The 17,765-nt window shown below is 58.4% G+C and carries 12 protein-coding genes; 2 read left to right on the top strand and 10 right to left on the bottom strand.

Annotation, left to right across the window (positions count from 1 at the left end):
* Nucleotides 1-16: 16 nt before the first annotated feature.
* From EQV97_RS03255 to EQV97_RS03240, 4 genes are all read right to left on the bottom strand, one after another.
* The gene (locus EQV97_RS03255; protein WP_122840467.1) at nt 17-553 is read right to left on the bottom strand and encodes a hypothetical protein; all 537 of its coding nucleotides are present in this window, start codon (nt 551-553) and stop codon (nt 17-19) included.
* A gap of 85 nt (nt 554-638) precedes the next feature.
* A complete protein-coding gene (locus EQV97_RS03250; RefSeq protein ID WP_240888380.1) occupies nt 639-2,561 on the bottom strand; it encodes a PAS domain S-box protein in 1,923 nt (640 codons plus the stop codon).
* An 84-nt stretch (nt 2,562-2,645) separates the two neighbouring features.
* Nucleotides 2,646-4,925, bottom strand: coding sequence for an ATP-dependent DNA helicase (locus tag EQV97_RS03245; protein ID WP_240888379.1), 2,280 nt, complete (start codon nt 4,923-4,925; stop codon nt 2,646-2,648).
* The gene (locus tag EQV97_RS03240) at nt 4,922-6,604 is read right to left on the bottom strand and encodes a VRR-NUC domain-containing protein (protein ID WP_122840470.1); all 1,683 of its coding nucleotides are present in this window, start codon (nt 6,602-6,604) and stop codon (nt 4,922-4,924) included. The genes EQV97_RS03245 and EQV97_RS03240 overlap by 4 nt, the downstream gene beginning before the upstream one ends.
* Before the next feature lie 147 nt (nt 6,605-6,751).
* On the opposite strand from EQV97_RS03240, the gene EQV97_RS03235 reads away from it, so the two are divergent.
* Nucleotides 6,752-6,976: a YgdI/YgdR family lipoprotein gene (locus EQV97_RS03235; RefSeq protein WP_122840471.1), complete on the top strand. Its 225-nt coding sequence runs from the start codon at nt 6,752-6,754 to the stop codon at nt 6,974-6,976.
* Between the two features lie 188 nt (nt 6,977-7,164).
* On the opposite strand, the gene EQV97_RS03230 is transcribed toward EQV97_RS03235, so the two are convergent.
* From EQV97_RS03230 to EQV97_RS03215, 4 genes are read right to left on the bottom strand one after another with little or no spacing between them, the layout of a single operon-like run.
* A complete protein-coding gene (locus tag EQV97_RS03230) occupies nt 7,165-8,250 on the bottom strand; it encodes a polyamine ABC transporter substrate-binding protein (RefSeq protein ID WP_122840472.1) in 1,086 nt (361 codons plus the stop codon).
* A 46-nt stretch (nt 8,251-8,296) separates the two neighbouring features.
* A complete protein-coding gene (locus EQV97_RS03225) occupies nt 8,297-8,638 on the bottom strand; it encodes a cupin domain-containing protein (RefSeq protein ID WP_122840473.1) in 342 nt (113 codons plus the stop codon).
* 28 nt (nt 8,639-8,666) lie between these two features.
* Nucleotides 8,667-10,073 (bottom strand): FAD-dependent oxidoreductase, encoded by a 1,407-nt coding sequence (locus EQV97_RS03220; protein WP_240888378.1) that lies wholly within the window; start codon nt 10,071-10,073, stop codon nt 8,667-8,669.
* Nucleotides 10,074-10,121: 48 nt separating this feature from the next.
* Nucleotides 10,122-10,934 (bottom strand): helix-turn-helix domain-containing protein, encoded by an 813-nt coding sequence (locus tag EQV97_RS03215; RefSeq protein ID WP_240888377.1) that lies wholly within the window; start codon nt 10,932-10,934, stop codon nt 10,122-10,124.
* 273 nt (nt 10,935-11,207) lie between these two features.
* Between EQV97_RS03215 and EQV97_RS03210 the strand changes: the two genes are divergently transcribed.
* Complete coding sequence (locus tag EQV97_RS03210; protein ID WP_045058376.1) at nt 11,208-11,480, top strand: DUF1652 domain-containing protein; 273 nt, start codon at nt 11,208-11,210, stop codon at nt 11,478-11,480.
* Between the two features lie 84 nt (nt 11,481-11,564).
* Here the strand turns inward: EQV97_RS03210 and EQV97_RS03205 are convergent, their stop codons facing one another.
* Both EQV97_RS03205 and EQV97_RS03200 read right to left on the bottom strand, forming a co-directional pair.
* Entirely contained in the window at nt 11,565-14,048 is a 2,484-nt protein-coding gene (locus EQV97_RS03205) for a UvrD-helicase domain-containing protein (RefSeq protein ID WP_240888376.1), read from the bottom strand.
* A gap of 298 nt (nt 14,049-14,346) precedes the next feature.
* Nucleotides 14,347-17,724 carry an ATP-binding cassette domain-containing protein gene (locus EQV97_RS03200; RefSeq protein WP_240888375.1) on the bottom strand — a complete coding sequence of 1,126 codons (3,378 nt, stop codon included), beginning with the start codon at nt 17,722-17,724 and terminating at the stop codon, nt 14,347-14,349.
* Between the last annotated feature and the right edge of the window lie 41 nt (nt 17,725-17,765).

Below are 17,765 nucleotides of genomic sequence, written 5' to 3'. Positions count from 1 at the left end.
ACAGCCCAAAGGCTGATCAACCACCAGGATTGGTCACCTGAATAAATACCGCATAAGTGCCCAGCAATACCCAAAACGTCGCAAAAATCCACGGGGTTCGCACTGAAAACAGTAGCGACTTGCGGTATCCCTTGTGCGAAGACTCCATCTCGCTGAATAAAGGTGATTCATCGTACGCCAGGCCCATCAGGGGTTCACTGCTCAACAGTTCGCTCTGTTTGAAATGCCAGTGATCGATGATGTCGTACGCCGCCCTGATGCCGGGCCAGGCATTCAGGGAACTCAGCAACCCCAGCAGCGCCAGGAATGGCGGTACGATCAAGGTGAACAGCTTGCCCCATTCGGGGTTGAGGTTTGCCATACAGGATGCGAACGCAATGACCAGGAACGACTGCGCGGCCAGGTAGGCATCCGTGCGGTTGGCCAGGATGCTGGTCTCATACTGGATTTCCCTGCGGTAGAAATCCAGGCGCTCCTTCGGTGAGCCAAACATTTTGGCATTGTGTTCGGTCAGGGCTTCTTCAGCCGTGGCTTCGGTCAATATTCTGGGCACGGGGGTTCTGTCAGGTCTGAAAAAGAATTAGAAGATCCGGCTTGAAACTAGTTCAGCCGGATTTCATTCCCTGGCCTGCACGCACTTACTTCAAGGTCGAGGCAATGATTTCTACCAGGTTGAGCTGGTTGAATGGCTTGGACAGCCGCGGCAGATTGGCAGCGAAACCTTCCAGTCGCTCGGCGAAGCCGGTGGCGATGATGATGGGGATGCCCGGGTTGATCTCCTGAATGGCATGCGCCAGTTGCGCGCCACTCATGTGCGGCATGGCCATGTCGGTGATCACCAGGTCGAATGGCTGGTCGGCGCTGAACAATTGCAGTGCTTTCGCGCCGGAGTTCGCTGCTGTGACCTTATGGCCCAGGTCCTCCAGCAGGAGGCAGGTGCTGGTCAGGACCAGGCTGTCATCGTCCACCACCAGTACGCTTATTCGTGACACAGGTGCAGACGGCTCGGTTTCGGCCTGTAGTCGGGTTGCGCTGCTGACACCAGCCACCGGCAACCACAACTCGGCCGTGGTGCCTTTATCCTTCTGGCTCTTGAGGATGAAACGGCCACCCAGCTGTTCGATAAACCCGTGCACCATCGACAAGCCCAGGCCGGTGCCCTTTCCAAGCCCTTTGGTGGTGAAGAACGGGTCCATTGCCGAGGCGAGCGTGGCGTCGTCCATGCCTTCGCCGTTATCGCTAACGCTCAGGCAGATATATTGCCCGGCCGCCAGAGACAGAGTCGATTGCGCATGGATCTCCACGGCCTGGGCACTGACCAGAATTTCGCCGCCCTGGGGCATGGCGTCGCGGGCATTGGTTACCAGGTTCATCACGGTCAATTCAAGCTGGTTCATGTCGGCGAGGGCCGGCTCGAGTCCTGGCGGGAAATGGGTTACCAAACGCACGGACGGCCCCAGCGCACTGCGTAACAGTCCGGTAATCCCCTGCACCATTTCCGCAACCTGGACCGGCTCGGTCTTGAGCTCCTGGCGTCGGGCAAAAGCCAGCATACGCTGGGTCAGGGAGACCCCGCGCAAGGCACCTTGGGTCGCGTTGTCTACCAGACGGGTGATTTTTGGTTCGTTGACTGCGCGTTTGCGAATGATCTCCAGGTTGCCCAGGATGACCGTCAGCAAATTGTTGAAGTCGTGGGCGATCCCGCCACTGAGTTGACCGATCGCCTGCATTTTCTGCGCCTGGAACAGCGCTTCGCGGGTTTGTTCCAGGGTGCGCTGTGCCGTGGTGGCCTCGGTGATATCGCGCGTAATCTTGGCAAAACCCAGCAAGGTTCCGGTTTCACCCCAGATGGGGTCGACCACCACATGCGCCATGAACCGCGTACCGTCCTTGCGCATACGCCAGGCCTTGTTCTCGAACCGGCCTTCGCGCACCGCCGTATCCAGCGCCCGTTGCGGTTCGCCGGCAACGCGATCTTCAGGGGTGTAGAACATCGAAAAATGCTGGCCCACCACCTCTTCAGGGGCATAGCCCTTGATTCGTTGAGCCCCCGGGTTCCAGTTGGTCAGGCGCCCTTGCGGGTCGAGCATGTAGATGGCGTAGTCAGTGACTGACTGAACCAGCAGGCGAAACTGTTGCTCGCTTTGCTTGAGCGTTTCCTCGGCCATCTTGCGGTCGGTGAGGTCGCGGGTGATCTTGGCAAAACCGAGCAATTGACCATCGGCGTCACGAATCGGGTCGATCACTACATGGCACCAGAAGTGCGAGCCATCCTTGCGCACGCGCCAGCCCTCGCCTTCGAAACGGCCGTCGCGGATCGCAGTATCCAACGCTCGTTGGGGCAGGCCGGCGCGACGGTCATCCTCGGTGTAAAACCGTGAAAAATGCTGACCCAGGATCTCCGCCTCTTCATACCCCTTGAAACGCTTGGCCCCGGAGTTCCAACTGGCGATTGTGCCATCGGGATCGATCATGTAGATCGCATAATCGACCACGGCATCGATCAACAAGCGAAAGCGCTTCTCTTCGATGGCACCGGCTTTCCTCCGATCCTCGCTCATTCAACCCTCACGTGAATTTCGTTTTCGAGAGTATGGGACATCCGGCGAAATTGAAAAGCTGCAATCACAGGCAATCAATTGTCTTTACCCGCCTGCGCTACCAGCGACCAGACCTGGCGCCCACCAGCGTGGCAGCAATTGCATGACCTTGGCCTGCGCGAAACGGTCATCGATCAGCATGACGACGCCCTGATCCTGCTGGGTACGGATCACCCGTCCGGCCGCCTGAACCACTTTCTGCACACCGGGATACAGGTAGGTGTAGTCATAACCGGCGCCGAAAATCGCTGCCATTCGGTGTTTGAGTTGTTCGTTGATCGGGTTCAACTGTGCCAGGCCCAGGGTGGCAATGAACGCTCCGATCAAGCGCGATCCAGGCAGGTCAATGCCCTCGCCAAACGCGCCGCCGAGCACCGCGAAGCCGATGCCCTGACTGTCGGCGGTGAACTGGTCGAGAAACGTCTGGCGCTGCCCTTCCCCCATGCCACGCGATTGCGACCACAGATTGATGTGCGGGTGGGCCTCGGCCAGCCGTTGCGCGACTTGCTGCAGGTAGTCAAAGCTGCTGAAAAATGCCAGGTAGTTACCGGGACGCTCTGTGAATTGCCGAGCCATCAACTCGACGATCGGCCCCAGGGACGCCTGACGATGGACAAACCGCGTGGAGATCTGGCTGACGATATGGACCTGCAACTGGTCGGCGTGAAACGGCGATTCGACATCGATCCACACGGTGTCGGGCGGCGTGCCCAGCAGGTCGGCGTAATAGTGACGGGGGCTGAGGGTCGCGGAAAACAGCACGGTGGTGCGCGAGGCGGTCAGGCGTGGGCGAATGAATCCGGCAGGCACCACATTGCGCAGGCACAGGGTCGAGAGGTTGTGCTTGCGCTCAAGGTCGCGCTTGCTGATATCGAACAGGTACTGCTCATCGAAGAGTTCGGCCACTCGGCCAAATTGCAGCATGTCGAAATAGAAGTTCTGCAGGCCACTGTCGACCCCTTGGGGATGATCATTGAGGTAGTCGCCAATGCTCGCGCTGCAGGAAAACAGCGCCTGCAGGAGTTTTTCCGGAGCACGGTCATAAGCCTGATAGGCGCCCAGTTGCTGATTATGCAGGGCATTCCATTCACGATGGACTCGCTGCAGCGACTTCTTCAATGCCTCGGGCGCGGTTTTGCGCACCGCGTTCAGGGCCGATTGGTCGAGGCTGGCGCTATACATCTGGCGGCCCCGTTCGACCAGGTTATGCGCTTCATCCACCAAGGTCGCGACTCGCCAGTTATTGGCCTGGGCCAGGCCGAACAACAGTGCGCTGAAGTCAAAGTAATAGTTGTAGTCGGCAACCACCACATCGGCCCAACGCGCCATTTCCTGGCTCAGGTAATAAGGGCAGACGTCGTGTTCCAGCGCCACCTCGCGCAAGGCGGCCTGATTCAGCAGGGTCAGCTCGCTGGCAGCCTGGCGCGCGGCCGGCAGGCGATCATAAAAGCCTTGCGCCAATGGGCAGGACTCACCGTGGCAGGCTTTGTCGGGATGCTCGCAAGCCTTGTCCCGGGCGATCATCTCCAGCACGCGCAACGGCGGTGCGTCGGCGCTGTCGATGATCACCTGCGCCGCGTCCAGTGCCAGTTTGCGCCCCGGGGTCTTGGCCGTCAGGAAGAAAATCTTGTCCAGTTGCTGAGGCGCCAGTGCCTTGAGCATCGGGAACAGTGTGCCGACGGTCTTGCCGATGCCGGTGGGCGCCTGGGCCATCAGGCAGCGCCCGGTACTGACCGCCTTGAACACCGACTCGGCGAGGTGGCGTTGCCCGGGCCGAAAACCGGCGTGGGGAAACGTCAACGCCTGCGCGGCGAGGTTGCGTGCCTCGCGATGGGCCATTTCCTGCTGCGCCCAATGCAGGAACAGCTGGCAATGGTGCTCGAAAAACTGCTCCAGCAGTGCAGCACTGAACGCCTCGACCAGGCAGGTTTCCTTTTCGCTGACGATGTCGAAGTACACCAGGGCCAGGTTGATCTGCTCCAGGCCGGCTTTCTGGCACATCAACCAGCCATAGATCTTCGCCTGGGCCCAGTGCAGCTGCCGGTGATTGGCGGGTTGCTTGCCCAGGTCGCCGCGGTAAGTCTTCACCTCTTCCAGGCAGTTTTGCGCGGGATCGTAGCCATCCGCCCTGCCCTTGACGCGCAAGGTCCGGTAATGGCCCTCCAGCGCAACCTCGGTCTGATAGCCCTCGCTGCGACGCGATGCAACCGTGCGGTGCCCGACGATGCCTTCCAGGGCAGTGGGCGACGGCGTAAAACGCAGGTCGAGGTCACCGACCTTGGCGGTAAACTCGCACAACGCCCGCACTGCGATGCTGTAGCTCAAGCGCCCTGCTCCGCCCACTGCACGTAACAGACGGCAATGGGCATCTGGTGCTCATGACAAAACTCCAGCCAGCGCAGTTGATTGTCCTGCAGGCGGTCGCCGGGGCCTTTGACTTCGATCATGCGGTAGGTCTTGTCCTGCGGCCAGAACTGGATCAGGTCCGGCATGCCGGTACGGTTGGCCTTGATATCCAGCAGCAGGCGATTGAACCAGTGCCGCAGGTGCTCGGCGGGCAGGCACGCCAGCGCCTGGTCGAGCAACTCCTCGCTCAACGCGCCCCAGAACACGAAAGGCGACTGCACGCCCCATTTGCTGGAGTAACGCTCGCGTATGGTCTGCAGGTAGCGACCGTCTTCCAGTTCGGCCAGGCACGCGGCGAACAACTCGGCGCGCCGGGAATGAAAGTCTTCGTAGAGCAAGTCCGCCGGACCGCGCTGAAACGGATGGAAGAACGCGCCAGGCAAAGGCGCAAAAATCGCCGGCCAGCACAGCAAGCCGAACAGCGAATTGATCAGGCTGTTTTCCACGTAGTGCACGGGTGCTGTCACCTCTGCCAGATGCACTTGAACGCAGCGCTCCACCGACAGCTCATCCGCCGATACTGCGGGATCAAACCTGGGCAACTGCAGGTCAAGGCGCAGCATTTGTCGCGGCGACGCCCGTTTCATGGGCGGTCCGCCGAGCTTGCGGCGCAGCCTGGGCAGTATCCTGAGCACATGCTGCTGCTCAGCGGCGCTATGCGGTAACTGCTGCGCATGCAGGGCCAGGTCCAGGGCCAGCTGATATTCGGCGCAGCGCTCCAGCACGCGGATCAGCCGGACTCGCGCACCGGGGTAAGTACAGTGGCGATAAAGGGTCACGGCGTTGACGAAATCTGCAATGCGTTCGCAGTGCTGGCCCATCTGGAACATCAACTTGCCGCGGCGCCTGGACAGCCAGGGGTTGGTGAGCGTGAGACTGTTGATCTGTTCGACGATCTCCGACAGCGCTTCACCCGCTTCGAAGCGCATCTGGCAGTCGTGCAGGTAAAGACAGGCATCCACGTCCTCGCGACTGCACAACCCGCGCGAGTCGGCGCCGATTTCGATTTTCTCGTAGGTGAAGATGCCCAGGTCGGCCAGCACGAATTCGGACCAGTCCTGGTAAAGATTGCCGAAAAACATCAGGCGCAGGCGATCGCACAGGCCCATGATGGTCAAGGTGAACAGGCGATCCCCGAGGGGCGCGCACCATTGGCTGAAGCTCTGGGCCTCGGGGTACTGCTCGATCAGGGTCGGCAACCAGTCGTTCTTCTTGCCCCTGGGCTGAGTGATCGCGCTTGCAAAACACTGCAGCACTTCGGTCTTGAGCAACACCGGGAACAGGGTTTCGATGGGCAGCGCACTGTGCTCGTCGATCCAGCCCAGCGTGATCAGCCGCGCGGCTGCCTGGGCAATGTCGCCTATTTCGACGTACTGCAACTTGCTGGCGCGAAAATGAATGCCCTTGCGCATGATCAGCCTCACCAGCAGTGCCCGGGATTCACGGGGCAGCTGGTTGAATTCGCCAATGAAGCGCTGCTCCTCGTCACTCAACACGTCCGCATAACGATGCTCAAGCCAATCAAGCACTTGCATGAAGTTGTTAAGGTAATAGAACGGATCGTCGAGGGGGTTAGCAGTCACAGAATCCGGCGCCATGGCAATACAAGTACTGGTTATGCGTACAGATAACAGCTCTGGGCGGTCAGGCGCAAATGGAAAAAGATAAGCGGCTGGCGAACTTTTCTGCGTTCCACTGCACCAACGCCGATAGGGATACGCTTTTTTGCATTTCGAGAGGTGAATATGAACATCAAGACCCTGGGCCTGCCACTGGCCGTTGCGACCCTTCTGGCGCTGGCAGGTTGCTCCACCGCCACGGTGGTGACCCTGCAGAACGGCACTCAGTACCTGACCAAGGACATGCCGAAAACCGAAACAAAGGATGGTTTTTACGAGTTTGAAGATATTTCCGGGTCGAAGGTTAAAGTCCGCGCGGCGGAAGTGGCCACGGTCCGCGAAGAAGATTAAACAAGAGCAAGGAGCAAACATGGTGATTGAGGCCGATGTTTGCTCCCTGTCGAGTCGCTTGATTGCAGTGGCTTGTGCTGGCTTTGGAGTATTGATTAACCAGGGACACGCACACAAAAAACCTGTCTGGAATGACAGGCCGTTTGTGTGGGGTGGGACGATAAACCCCTCAGGTAATCGATTCGCGCTTAACTCCCCGTGCGAATCTTGTTCCACACCCGCGTACGAATCCTGTCGATGTTCAGCGGCATGGCTTCCAGCGCAAACAGCTTGCCCATCATCTCTTCGCTCGGGTAAACCTTGGTGTCATTCTTGATCGCAGGGTCAACCAGGCCGTCCGCCTGCTCGTTACCATTGGCGTAGTGCACATGGTTGGTAATGCTGGCCATGACGTCCGGACGCAGCAGGTAGTTCATGAAGGCGTATCCGGCCTTTTCGTCGGGGGCATCGGCGGGCATGGCTACCATGTCGAACCAGATCGCCGCGCCTTCCTTGGGAATGGCGTAGCCGATTTCGATGCCATTGTTGGCTTCCTTGGCGCGGGTCTCTGCTTGGAGAATGTCCCCGGAGAAACCGACCGCCACACAGATATCGCCATTGGCCAGGTCGCTGGTGTATTTGGATGAATGGAAATAGCTGACATAAGGCCGAACCTTGATCAGCAGCGCTTCAGCCTTTTTGTAGTCTTCGGGGTTTTTACTGTGGTGTGGCAGGCCCAGATAGTTAAGGGCGGCCGGCAACAGTTCCGGGCCGTTGTCGAGTATCGCAACGCCACATTTCTGCAGTTTTTGCATGTTCTCGGGCTTGAAGATCAGGTCCCAGGAATCCACCGGCGCGTTGTCCCCCAGCACTTCCCTGACCTTGGCCACGTTGTAGCCGATGCCGGTACTGCCCCACAGGTACGGAAAACCATGCTCGTTGCCGGGATCGTTGGTCTGCAAAGCCTTGAGCAGCACCGGGTTGAGATTCTTCCAGTTGGGCAGCTGGTTCTTGTCGAGCTTCTTCAGCGCCCCGCCCTGGATTTGCCGAGCCATGAAGTGGTTGGACGGAAACACCACGTCGTAACCGGATTTGCCGGTCATCAACTTGCCATCGAGGGTTTCGTTGCTGTCATACACGTCGTAGCTGAAACCGATGCCGGTTTCTTTCTGGAAGTTCTTCGTGGTGTCGGGCGCAATGTAGTCCGACCAGTTGTAGATCTTCACAGTCTCGGCCGCCTGGCTGAGGCTCGCGACCAGTGCAAGGGGGGCCAGGGTCAGGGTCTTTCGCAGCATGAGTCGATTCCTGTTTGGGTTGTTGTTTTGGCAGGCAATCAAAGAATCAGAAAATCAGGACGTAAGTCTTGCGCACGGTCTCCTGGATATCCCAGGTGCCGAGGCTGTTCGCGGGCAACATCAACGCATCGCCGGCTTCTATGTGCAGGGTTTCGCCGTCGTCCGGGGTGAAGGTGCAGCGGCCCTGGATGAAGTGACAGAATTCCTGGGCCACGATCTGCCGGCGCCAGCGCCCCGGCGTGCATTCCCAGACGCCGGTTTCCACCCCGTCGTCGCGCTCGACACTGGTGGTTGAGGCTACAGCCACTGGCGTGCCGAGGGGCACGGCGACCGGGTTGGATTCTTCCAGTGCCAGGGTGGCAGTGTTCTTGAATTGGGTGATGCTCATGGGGAGTACCTGTCGTTGAAAACGCTGTTTAGTGCATGAAACCTTCCATGAAACCCGCCACGCCACTCGCCAGTTTGCGCCGCCAGGGCGCGCTGGTCGGGTTAGCCAGAGTCTGGTCTTCGTGGACGAAGCTGCGGATGATCGCGTTGTAGCCAAGCCACCGGCAGGGCTCTGGCTCCCAGGCCCGTAGCGCGGCCAGGCCGGCGTGGGGAATGACCCAAGGCTGGCGAACCAGTTCGGTGTCGCGCTCCAGGATCAGGTCGGCCAAGGTGCGCCCGCCCAAATTGCTGGCACCCACGCCCTCCCCGCCATAACCACCGGACAAGGCAATGCCGTTGGATCGATCGCACAGCATGTGGGGCTTGAAACGTCGGGACATGCCCAGATTGCCTCCCCAGCCGTGGGTAATCCGCACGTTCTTGAGTTGGGGGAACAGCTCCCCAAACAGATACCGGCGCAACTCCACTTCATTCGTCGTCAGGTCAAAGTTGTGGCGCAGCTTGCCGGCGAACTGGTAGCCACCCCGGGCGCCAAACACCAGGCGATTGTCAGCAGTGCGCTGGCCATAAGTAACCTGGCGGCTGCTTTCGCTGAATGCCTGGCCGCGACTGAGGCCAATTTCATCCCAGGTGGCGGCGGATAATGGTTCGGTTGCAACCAGCAAGCTCTGCACGGGCAATTGATATCGCCCCAGCGGCGGCAAGGTGACGGAGTATCCTTCTACGGCCGGTACGATCCAGCGACTGCGCACTTGCACCTTTTCCGTACGCAACGACCCGGACTGCCACTGGGTAACCGGGCTGTTCTCGTAGATCCGCACGCCCATGCGCTCGACCGTGCGGGCCAGGCCGCGAACCAGTTTGGCAGGGTGGATGGTGGCCACATGAGGGGCGTAAATGCCGCCGTATGGCTTGGCGAGGCGAATCTGCTGCGCCAGTTGCTCGGGGCTGAGCCAGCGGTAATCTTTTTCAGTCAGCCCTTGTCGATACAGACCGTCCAGATACCGTCGCAGGCTGGTCTCCTGTTCGGGGTAGCGGGCCGCGCAATACAGGGCGCCACCTTTGCGGTAATCACAGTCGATAGCCTCGCGTTCGAGGACAATCTCCACTTCTTTAGGGATAGCGTGCAGCAAGTCGAAGGCGGCGCGGCGATCTTCGGGCGACAGCTTCGCCAGCAGCCGGTCTTCACCAAGCAGATTGCCCATCAACCAGCCACCGTTGCGCCCGGATGCACCGAAACCTGCGGTTTGCGCCTCGAGGATGGCAATGTTCAAGCCCGGTGCCAGGCGCTTGAGGTAATACGCTGTCCAGAGTCCGGTGTAGCCGGCGCCAATGATGGCCACGTCGACATCCAGGTCTTGTTCCAGCGCCGCACGCGCTGTCAAAGGATCGTCGAGCTGATCCATCCATAAACTGATAGTGCGCCATGCTGGCATGCTGGACTCCGCCACTGAACTTCAATGACGTGATCCTAGTGCGTGCTCTCAGTGGTTGTCTTGCGCGCGTGCACGCAAAGAAATTTGTTTGACGTAGGCCTTCGGCGACTGCCCGGTGTGCCGGCGGAAGCTGCTGTAGAAGGCCGACAGCGAGTTGAACCCGGCGGCAAAGGCCAGCTCATCGACCCTCAGCGGTGGCGTGGCCGAATCCAGCGCGGCCAGCAGGTGCTGCAACCGCGCCTGATTGACGTAGCGATAGAAGCTTTGGCCGAGTACCTGATTCAACAGGTACGAAATCTGGTTCCGGCTGTACCCGCACTCGTCAGCCACCCGCTGCAGGTCGAGTTCTGGATCGAGATAAGGTTGCTGACGCTGGAAATACTGTTGCAAGTCTTCGGCCATGAAGCTCAACTGCCTGGGAGACAGGCCGAGCCGACTGACGGCTGGGCGGTTACCGGTTGGCTTGTTGCCGGATTGTTCGTGCACCAGTGAAGCGTACTCGTTGACCCGCCATATCAAGCCGTCGCACACAGTTATCGCCTCGCTGGCGCGGAATGACACCAGACCCTCGCCGCCGCGCAGGGTAATGCGGTACTGGATAAAAGCGGTATCGCCGTCGATGCGGATCCTGTCGCTGTGTTCCAACGCTTCGTCGGGGTCGCGGGGCATGCTGCTGCGCACGTATTCGCGCAATTGGGCCAGCCCCATTACCCGGTTCTGGAAGAAATCGCTGTACTGCACCTGCGGGTGGTAAAGGGCCATCACCCCGTCCAGGTCCCGGTGCTTCCAGCGCAGGTGGTAACGCATGACCGTTTCGCTGGTGGCAAGTGTCTGTTGCGGTCCGTCATCGTCGGTGTGCATAAACGGCTCAATGAAAAAACCCGAGCTTGCCCAAGTTCTGCCTGCGCTTCAATGGTCAGGGAAGGTGCTATGAGTGCGAATCGCTGCCGGCTATTGCGCCCAAGCGTGATCTGCATCAAAAAAATGCCAGCCAATCGCCAAACGGTTTGAAAAAGCCACAGGATTTTCACATCCGGATGCTACTTTTAATGGCAGTCACCGGTTGAGCCATTGAAGGCTCTTCCCTCCTAACATGAGCTAACGGAAGCGCTCGATGAAGAAGGCGGGCAATACATGAATAAAGGTTTTAGCAAGGTCACGTTCCCAAACGCCTGCCAGCTGATGCGCTGGCATTTTCATCCCATGGGCTTCGAGGCGAGCATGGACGCGCCTGGGAGCATGATTGCCCGCCTGTTTGATCGGGTCAGTGGCGAGACCATGATCGCCATTGCCGGTATTCCGTGCGCGACGGTGATGAACGCTGCGGATGTGGAGCGCATTATTGAAGCGGTGGAGGACGAGCTTGAAGCGTTTGTTCCGCCGGTTTCGTTCAGGAGCTATGCCTGAAATCCTTGTAGGTTAAACAGCGGGGCCGCGTCGCGGCCCAGCGCAAGCGAGCTCTCTCGCCACATCAAGCGCCTCGCCACAGGCTCATGCCTTTTCAGACTGTGCCTTGCCTTCCCGGTGATCGGCGAAGAACGCCTTGCCCTTGCCGACACGATCAGACGCCTTGGGCAAGTTGGCTGCCTGGGTGTCCTGGGCATCGACATACCAGTAGCAGTGGCTTACCGCCCGGGTAATGCCGACGTAGGCCAAACGCAGGATCTCGTCCTTTTGCGCATTATCGTAGGCCTCGTTGTCACCCGCCTTACCTAGCCCCGCCATACGGTACACCTGGTTCTTGTAGGGAGAGCTGGTGAGATGCTGGCAATCACCCAACAAGAACACGGCGTCGGCCTGAAGGCCCTTGGCGCTGTGATAGGTCAGTTGTTTCAACCGGCGCGCCTCATACGGCAAGCTAGAATCAACATTAAGTACTGGCTGAATATACTGCTCAATCAATAGCTTATCGCTGCTTTTTCGATACAACATTAAGATCGAATGGCCTTGACGGTAGTGTTCCATCAGCCGGTTGGCCATGCCCTGATCGTCCCGATCGAGCACATTCACCGGTACCAGCGCCTTGGGTGCGCCGCTAGCCTTGGCTTTCTTGCCGGCAATGGCCGGCGCGGCCCGCACGATGTGTTCGGCAGCATCAATGATGTGCTGATGGCTGCGATAGTTGTCGCTGAGCATGACCTTGGTGGTGCTCGGCGACGCAAACTCCTTGTTGAAATCCATGAAATAGCTGGGCGAACTGCCCCGCCAGCCGTAGATCGATTGCCAATCATCGCCCACGCACAACAATGACGAACGCTGTGCACCTCGGCCGACGTGCAAGGCGGGACCGCGACTGCGGATTTCGGCCAGGCTGGCGCGAATCCAGGAGACTATCTGCGGGGAAACGTCCTGGAATTCATCGATCATCAAATGCGCCAGCGGGCGCAGCAGGTCGTTGCTCAGCAGCTTGAGGTTTTCCGGAGAATGCTGGCTGAACAGCGCGAACATGCGGTTATAAGTCATGATCGGTGGTTTCTGGTCCAGCAGATGATCTTCCAGAGCTCTCCAGTACAGGCTCAACGCCTCGAAGAAGAACCGGTCGGGATCGTCTTTTGCAAAGCTCATCTGACCCACGGCCGTCGGTACATCCAGGCCAAGGTTCTCGATGAACCCGGCCGCGGCGACAAAACAGTCCAGCAACGGCGCGGAAGCCAACTCACCCTTGACCTTGTAATCGAAGCCAGGACCGGCACTGGCATCACCGGCAAGCGACGCCAGCACTCGCTTGGAAGATTGATAGGTATCTAACCATATCAATGGCTTACGACAGAAAGCTTGAAACAACGTGCGCTTTACCGCCCATTCCGCCCGTACTGACAATTTTGACCCCGGACGGCTAACCTGTGGGTTTTCCTGCGGATCAAAACCCAGCACCACCCAGGCATCCAGGGTCGGGATGTAGCCGTGACAATGGAAGGTCGAGCCATTGATGTCGAACGTCTGGCGCTTGGGTTCGATGCCCTTGATCGGCCACGCCCCGGCGCGAAACCACAGGTCTTCGATGGTATCGCACAGTTCTTCATCACGATTGGCAGCCAGTTGGGTCACCGCCACGCGTTTCTGCACGTCAGGGTGATCGCGCTCCAGCTCCTTGAGTTGCAGGGCATGCCGGGACAGCGGCGTGATCAGTTCGCGAAAGCGCGCATCGCGAGTATGCAGGCTGTGGTAGCAGGCGTTGAGCTGCTGGCGCTGGGCGTCATTGATGCGCAGGTCGAACGGATTGCTGTCGGCATCATCGTCCTGGCTGGTTGCGCGCAGGCTGAGGTTCTCGAAGGCTTGCAGGCGTTCGAACCCTGGCAAGCTGCGCACCAGGGGCAGGATTCGTGAGTGAAAAGTGCGCACCAGGTCGCGCGCCTCCTTGAAACTCAGCGCCCGCCCCCACAGTGCAAACATCTCGATCAGCTTGTTGATGAAGTCCTTGCGCGACTCCCGGGTAAAAGTCACGACGGTCATGGAGTCGAGTTCGAAGCCCAGATAGTGGGTCAACAGCAGGATACGCAGCACCAGGGTCGTCGACTTCCCTGCTCCGGCACCGGCGATCACCGAGGTCGACGGCGTGTCGCTGAAGATCATCTTCCACTGCGCAGCACTTGGCTGGGCATGGGCTGGCAGTAACCGGCCGACATCGGCCTTCATGCGTTTTTTCAGTTCGGCGGTCAATGGCAGGCGCCAGTCGTCGAACAGGTAATCGTCGACGTTGGGCGGGCGATGCTCGGTGCTGCGCGAGTCGCGAATCAACAGAACCTGCCGCCCCTCTTCAAGCCCTTCGAGCTTGCCTTCCTTATACCCGTAATCCACCCCCGCACTGTGCCCGCTGCGAAACCCATCCGCCTGCCCGTGCAACCACGATGCCCGATGCTGGGCCCGCAGGCGCGTCAGGCCGTGGCCAAAGAACCGTGCAGCAAGGCGTTTGAGCAATGGCATTTCTGCCAACGGACGAAGTTCAGGAGGAAGGTCGGGGGTGTGTTGCGGCACGCGGATGGACTCCAGGCTGTGAGGCTGTTGGGCGCTATGGTGTCTTTATTTGGCCTGGAGTTCTAGCGAAATGCTTGCGAGTCATTGGGTTAGGCGATGAATTGAAGCTTGAATGGCAAGAAATACTAAACCTTTGAAAAGCAGCGCTTAAAGGAACGGTGGATCAGAATAGCTGCCTGCATGAGCCTGCGGGCAATCCCGCTCAAGGGAAGTTGTGGGTTAGCGACGCAATAAACGCAGCCCGCCGCGCGTGCAACCCATGTTGACAATGCTTGTAGAACGGCTTGAGAGGATGTTTTTATGCTGTTTTTTCAACCAGGCGCTTTGCATGGTTAAAGTTGAATTTTCTGTTTCCAAGCGTGGAAAGCTCAGGGTTATGCGTGATGATGAAAAATAACGTGTGCGGGAGCGCAGCAATTACTTTCTTGATGAGCTGCGTTTCTTCGGCACTGCTGAGCTCCGAGGTGGCCTCGTCAAGGATGGCAACGGCTGGCGTATTCACAGTCAGGTCAAGCAATGCGAGCCGTTGAAGTTCTGACTTGCTCAGGTTCATTTCACCACTCCAGGGAACCTGTTGATTAAATCCATCCGGCAAGCGGTCGATAACGCCCGAAAGTCCAAGATAAGCTGCTCGTTGGTAGAGTTCTTCCCGTGATGGACTATTGAAGTGATCGACAAGCAAGCCCGGTTTGAAGATCGGACTGGAGGTCAGCAACCGCACTTCTTCGGCATGTTGTCTTGCCAGATACCCATCAGTACCACCCAGTATCGAGATCTGTCCCAGACTGGGTAACAAGCTGCCGACCACCAGATTGGCAAAGGTAGATTTGCCAACACCGCTGGCTCCCATTATCACCACCACATCACTCACGTGAAACGCCTGGTCGAATTGTTCAAGTACGGTTGTTCCGCTGCGCTGGTTAACAAATGTGACATTTGAAAACGATACCAGTGGCGCATTGTCGCGAGCCTGTTGGCGTCTTGGCGCTGTCGCCGGGAAGGTACCAGTCACCACCAGTCGATCTGCGCTATCGAGGACTTGCCGTAGTTCCACAGTGCATCTGCCCAAACGGGCAAAAATCGCAATCAGGCTGTAGGAGAGGCTCAGCGCCAGCACGTTAGCCATGGTGGCTGTGCCGGTGGCGTGGAAGTAAATCGTTGAAGCCACGATGCCGGACAGGAAAAAAAAGCCCATCAAGTCCAGTTTGTAGCTGTACCAGCGACGCGTCGCGGCGTTATCCAGAGAAGCGAAAGCCCTGGTGGCCAGGCTGGCGCTCAACCAGTCCAGGATGCTTGCGTTGTTTGCGGTGCCGTTAAATCGGCCGCCATCCCAGTTCAGCGCTTGAACGCGTGAAAACAACACGGCAGTCGCGTCGATTTCCCGGGTATTGGACCTCTGCAACAGTTCGCCGGAGCGTCTTGCCCTCCGCCAGTAACACAGGCCCATAAGAAAGAACGGAAACAGTACGTAGATGTTGTTCAGGACGATGTAGCCCGTGGTAACGGACAGCAAAGTTGCCGCGCTGACGGTTTCCAGCAACAGGACGGGCAATACTTCATCGACGCGCCGCTGGTCCCATGTCATCTTGTTTTGGCTGTCGCGATTGACTTCCCGGGACAGGCGCTCATCCAGGCCAGGGTCCATCAAATGGGAGAAGTAGCGGATGCAATGTGCCGACGCTGCCTCAACGCTTTTCTTGACCGTCATCAACGCTCCGGAAATCGACAGTAAAGCACTCACCAGCAAAACGCCGGCCAGTCCGATCAAGGATGCATGTAGGTGAGTACCAAGATATCCGCTGGCGATCAGGTAGTCCCCGGCAATGGTGAACACTTCTTTGAGCGCCAGAAGGGTGAAGGCAATCAGCGTAATGATTCCGATGCCGAAGCTCATCAGGCTGCTAGTCATTGACCTGGAACTGACGTGAGACTGCTCTGCCGGGTCTTTTACCGTCGAGCGATCTGCCTCTGGCGCCGACGGGACAGAAACAGGACGTACAACTGGTGCGGCGGTGAGTCGAGCGCGCGCGGCCGCGTATTGGATTTGGACGTCAGTGACCATGCCGTCTGAAACAGTCCAGACTTCTTCCGCTGCGTCTTTTTCTTCCGGGCTATCTGTGACAAACATCACCCTGGTGTCGCGCCACGGACCTCGTAGCAGTGACGTCAACAATCCTTTGGCTAGCGCTCCGTCCAGCCCCGAGGTGGGTTGATCAATGAAGATCCACTCTGGCTCCGCCAACAAAGCGCGAACCAATTCGACGCGTTTTCCCTGCCCCCTGGAAACGTTCCAGTGTGTATTGGGGCCATAGTTCCGCTCGTTGATGTAATCGAGGTGGAACTGCTCGGGCAAGCGTGCAAGGGCAATGGCATTTCGCACTTCTTCGCCTGAACAATCTCGGCGATAGAGACTCAGGTTTTCGCCAACACCGCCGGCAAATATCCATGGCTCATCCGGAATGAAAATCGACGGGCCGGTAGTCTCAGGAAAACGTTGCGCACATTTTCTCAGCACTGACGTCTTGCCACTGCCTGTGGCACCGACAATAGCGATATGTTTCGCCGTCGTAGAAGGCATCTCCATCGTTGCGGCAGTGGGAGTACCGGGCTCACGGCCATCGAGGTATTGCTCTATATGCTGATGACCGACAAACCCTTGGGAGATGCTCTGAACAATGTCCGGAATATTATTGGCGACCGATCTCAGTCCGCCGATCAATGCGATGGCTGCAAGCACACCAGGCATATCGATGTGGCCCAGGTAGATCAGTTGCAACAAGGCCGAACTCAACAGCGCGGCGATGGGCGTCATGGTCGAGATCAGGCTGATGGCTGCTACCAGTCGGGCAGCTTTTTTCAGGGAGGCTTCTTCAAGGTTTCGTTTGGCGGCATAGTCGCGAATCAATTCGGCATTCCAGTTTTTAAGCCATACCTGGCACCGATTCTTTGTCGCGAACCCCCCTATCTCCAGGCGCTGAGTGGAGTTCACCGACAGCAGTTGATAGGTCGCTCCAAGTTGTTGGGCAAGCCAAAACACGAGCAGTGAACTGCCGGCAATGACGGCCAAGGCGGCCACTGCACTAATACCCAGAGCAAAAAAGAAAAACGTGGACGTGAAGATGACAGTTGCTAGCGCCAGGGTGATCGTGACCAACCCTGACCATGACGATTCGACACGTGCCGCCTCGCGGTCAAACAACGTGGTCAGGCTGAGTGGGAAAGCATCGCTCTGTGCAGCAGCCCGTTTGAGTAAAAGCCGTTGTTCAACATAAGAACGACTTCCCACACCGACCAGTTCAGCGAGAAAAAACGTATGGTTGAGTGCCAGCCAGGCGCAGTAAGTCAGCGCAAGGCAGATGGCGCCCTGCGTGATGTTCGAGAGGACTGGCGAGGTACCCTCAATGAGTTGCGCCAGCAGTGACTTAAGGGTGATTGCGGCGCCAAAAGCCGCCGCAGTATGCAACCCGATCGCCACCAGCGCCAACGTGATATCCCGTTTGAGGGCTACAAAGATTCTGATATGAAGCCGCCCTTTCCCACCTACTCGCGCATCATGGATGACTGCCTTGCACCATCCTTGCCAGCGGGCAGCATGGACCGCCCGCGCACCTCGATTTCGTTCAGGCTCCGGCGTCCGAAACCATAGGATCGTCTTCAGAATTTCTGCAGTTTTCATGAGAGTCAGCTTGAAACCGGCGCAGGTTGAGGTGCGATGGG

This window comes from Pseudomonas sp. TMW22090, from assembly GCF_022496665.1.
Taxonomy (GTDB): Bacteria; Pseudomonadota; Gammaproteobacteria; order Pseudomonadales; family Pseudomonadaceae; genus Aquipseudomonas; species Aquipseudomonas gregormendelii.
This window is presented reverse-complemented; position numbering and strand designations above follow the sequence as displayed.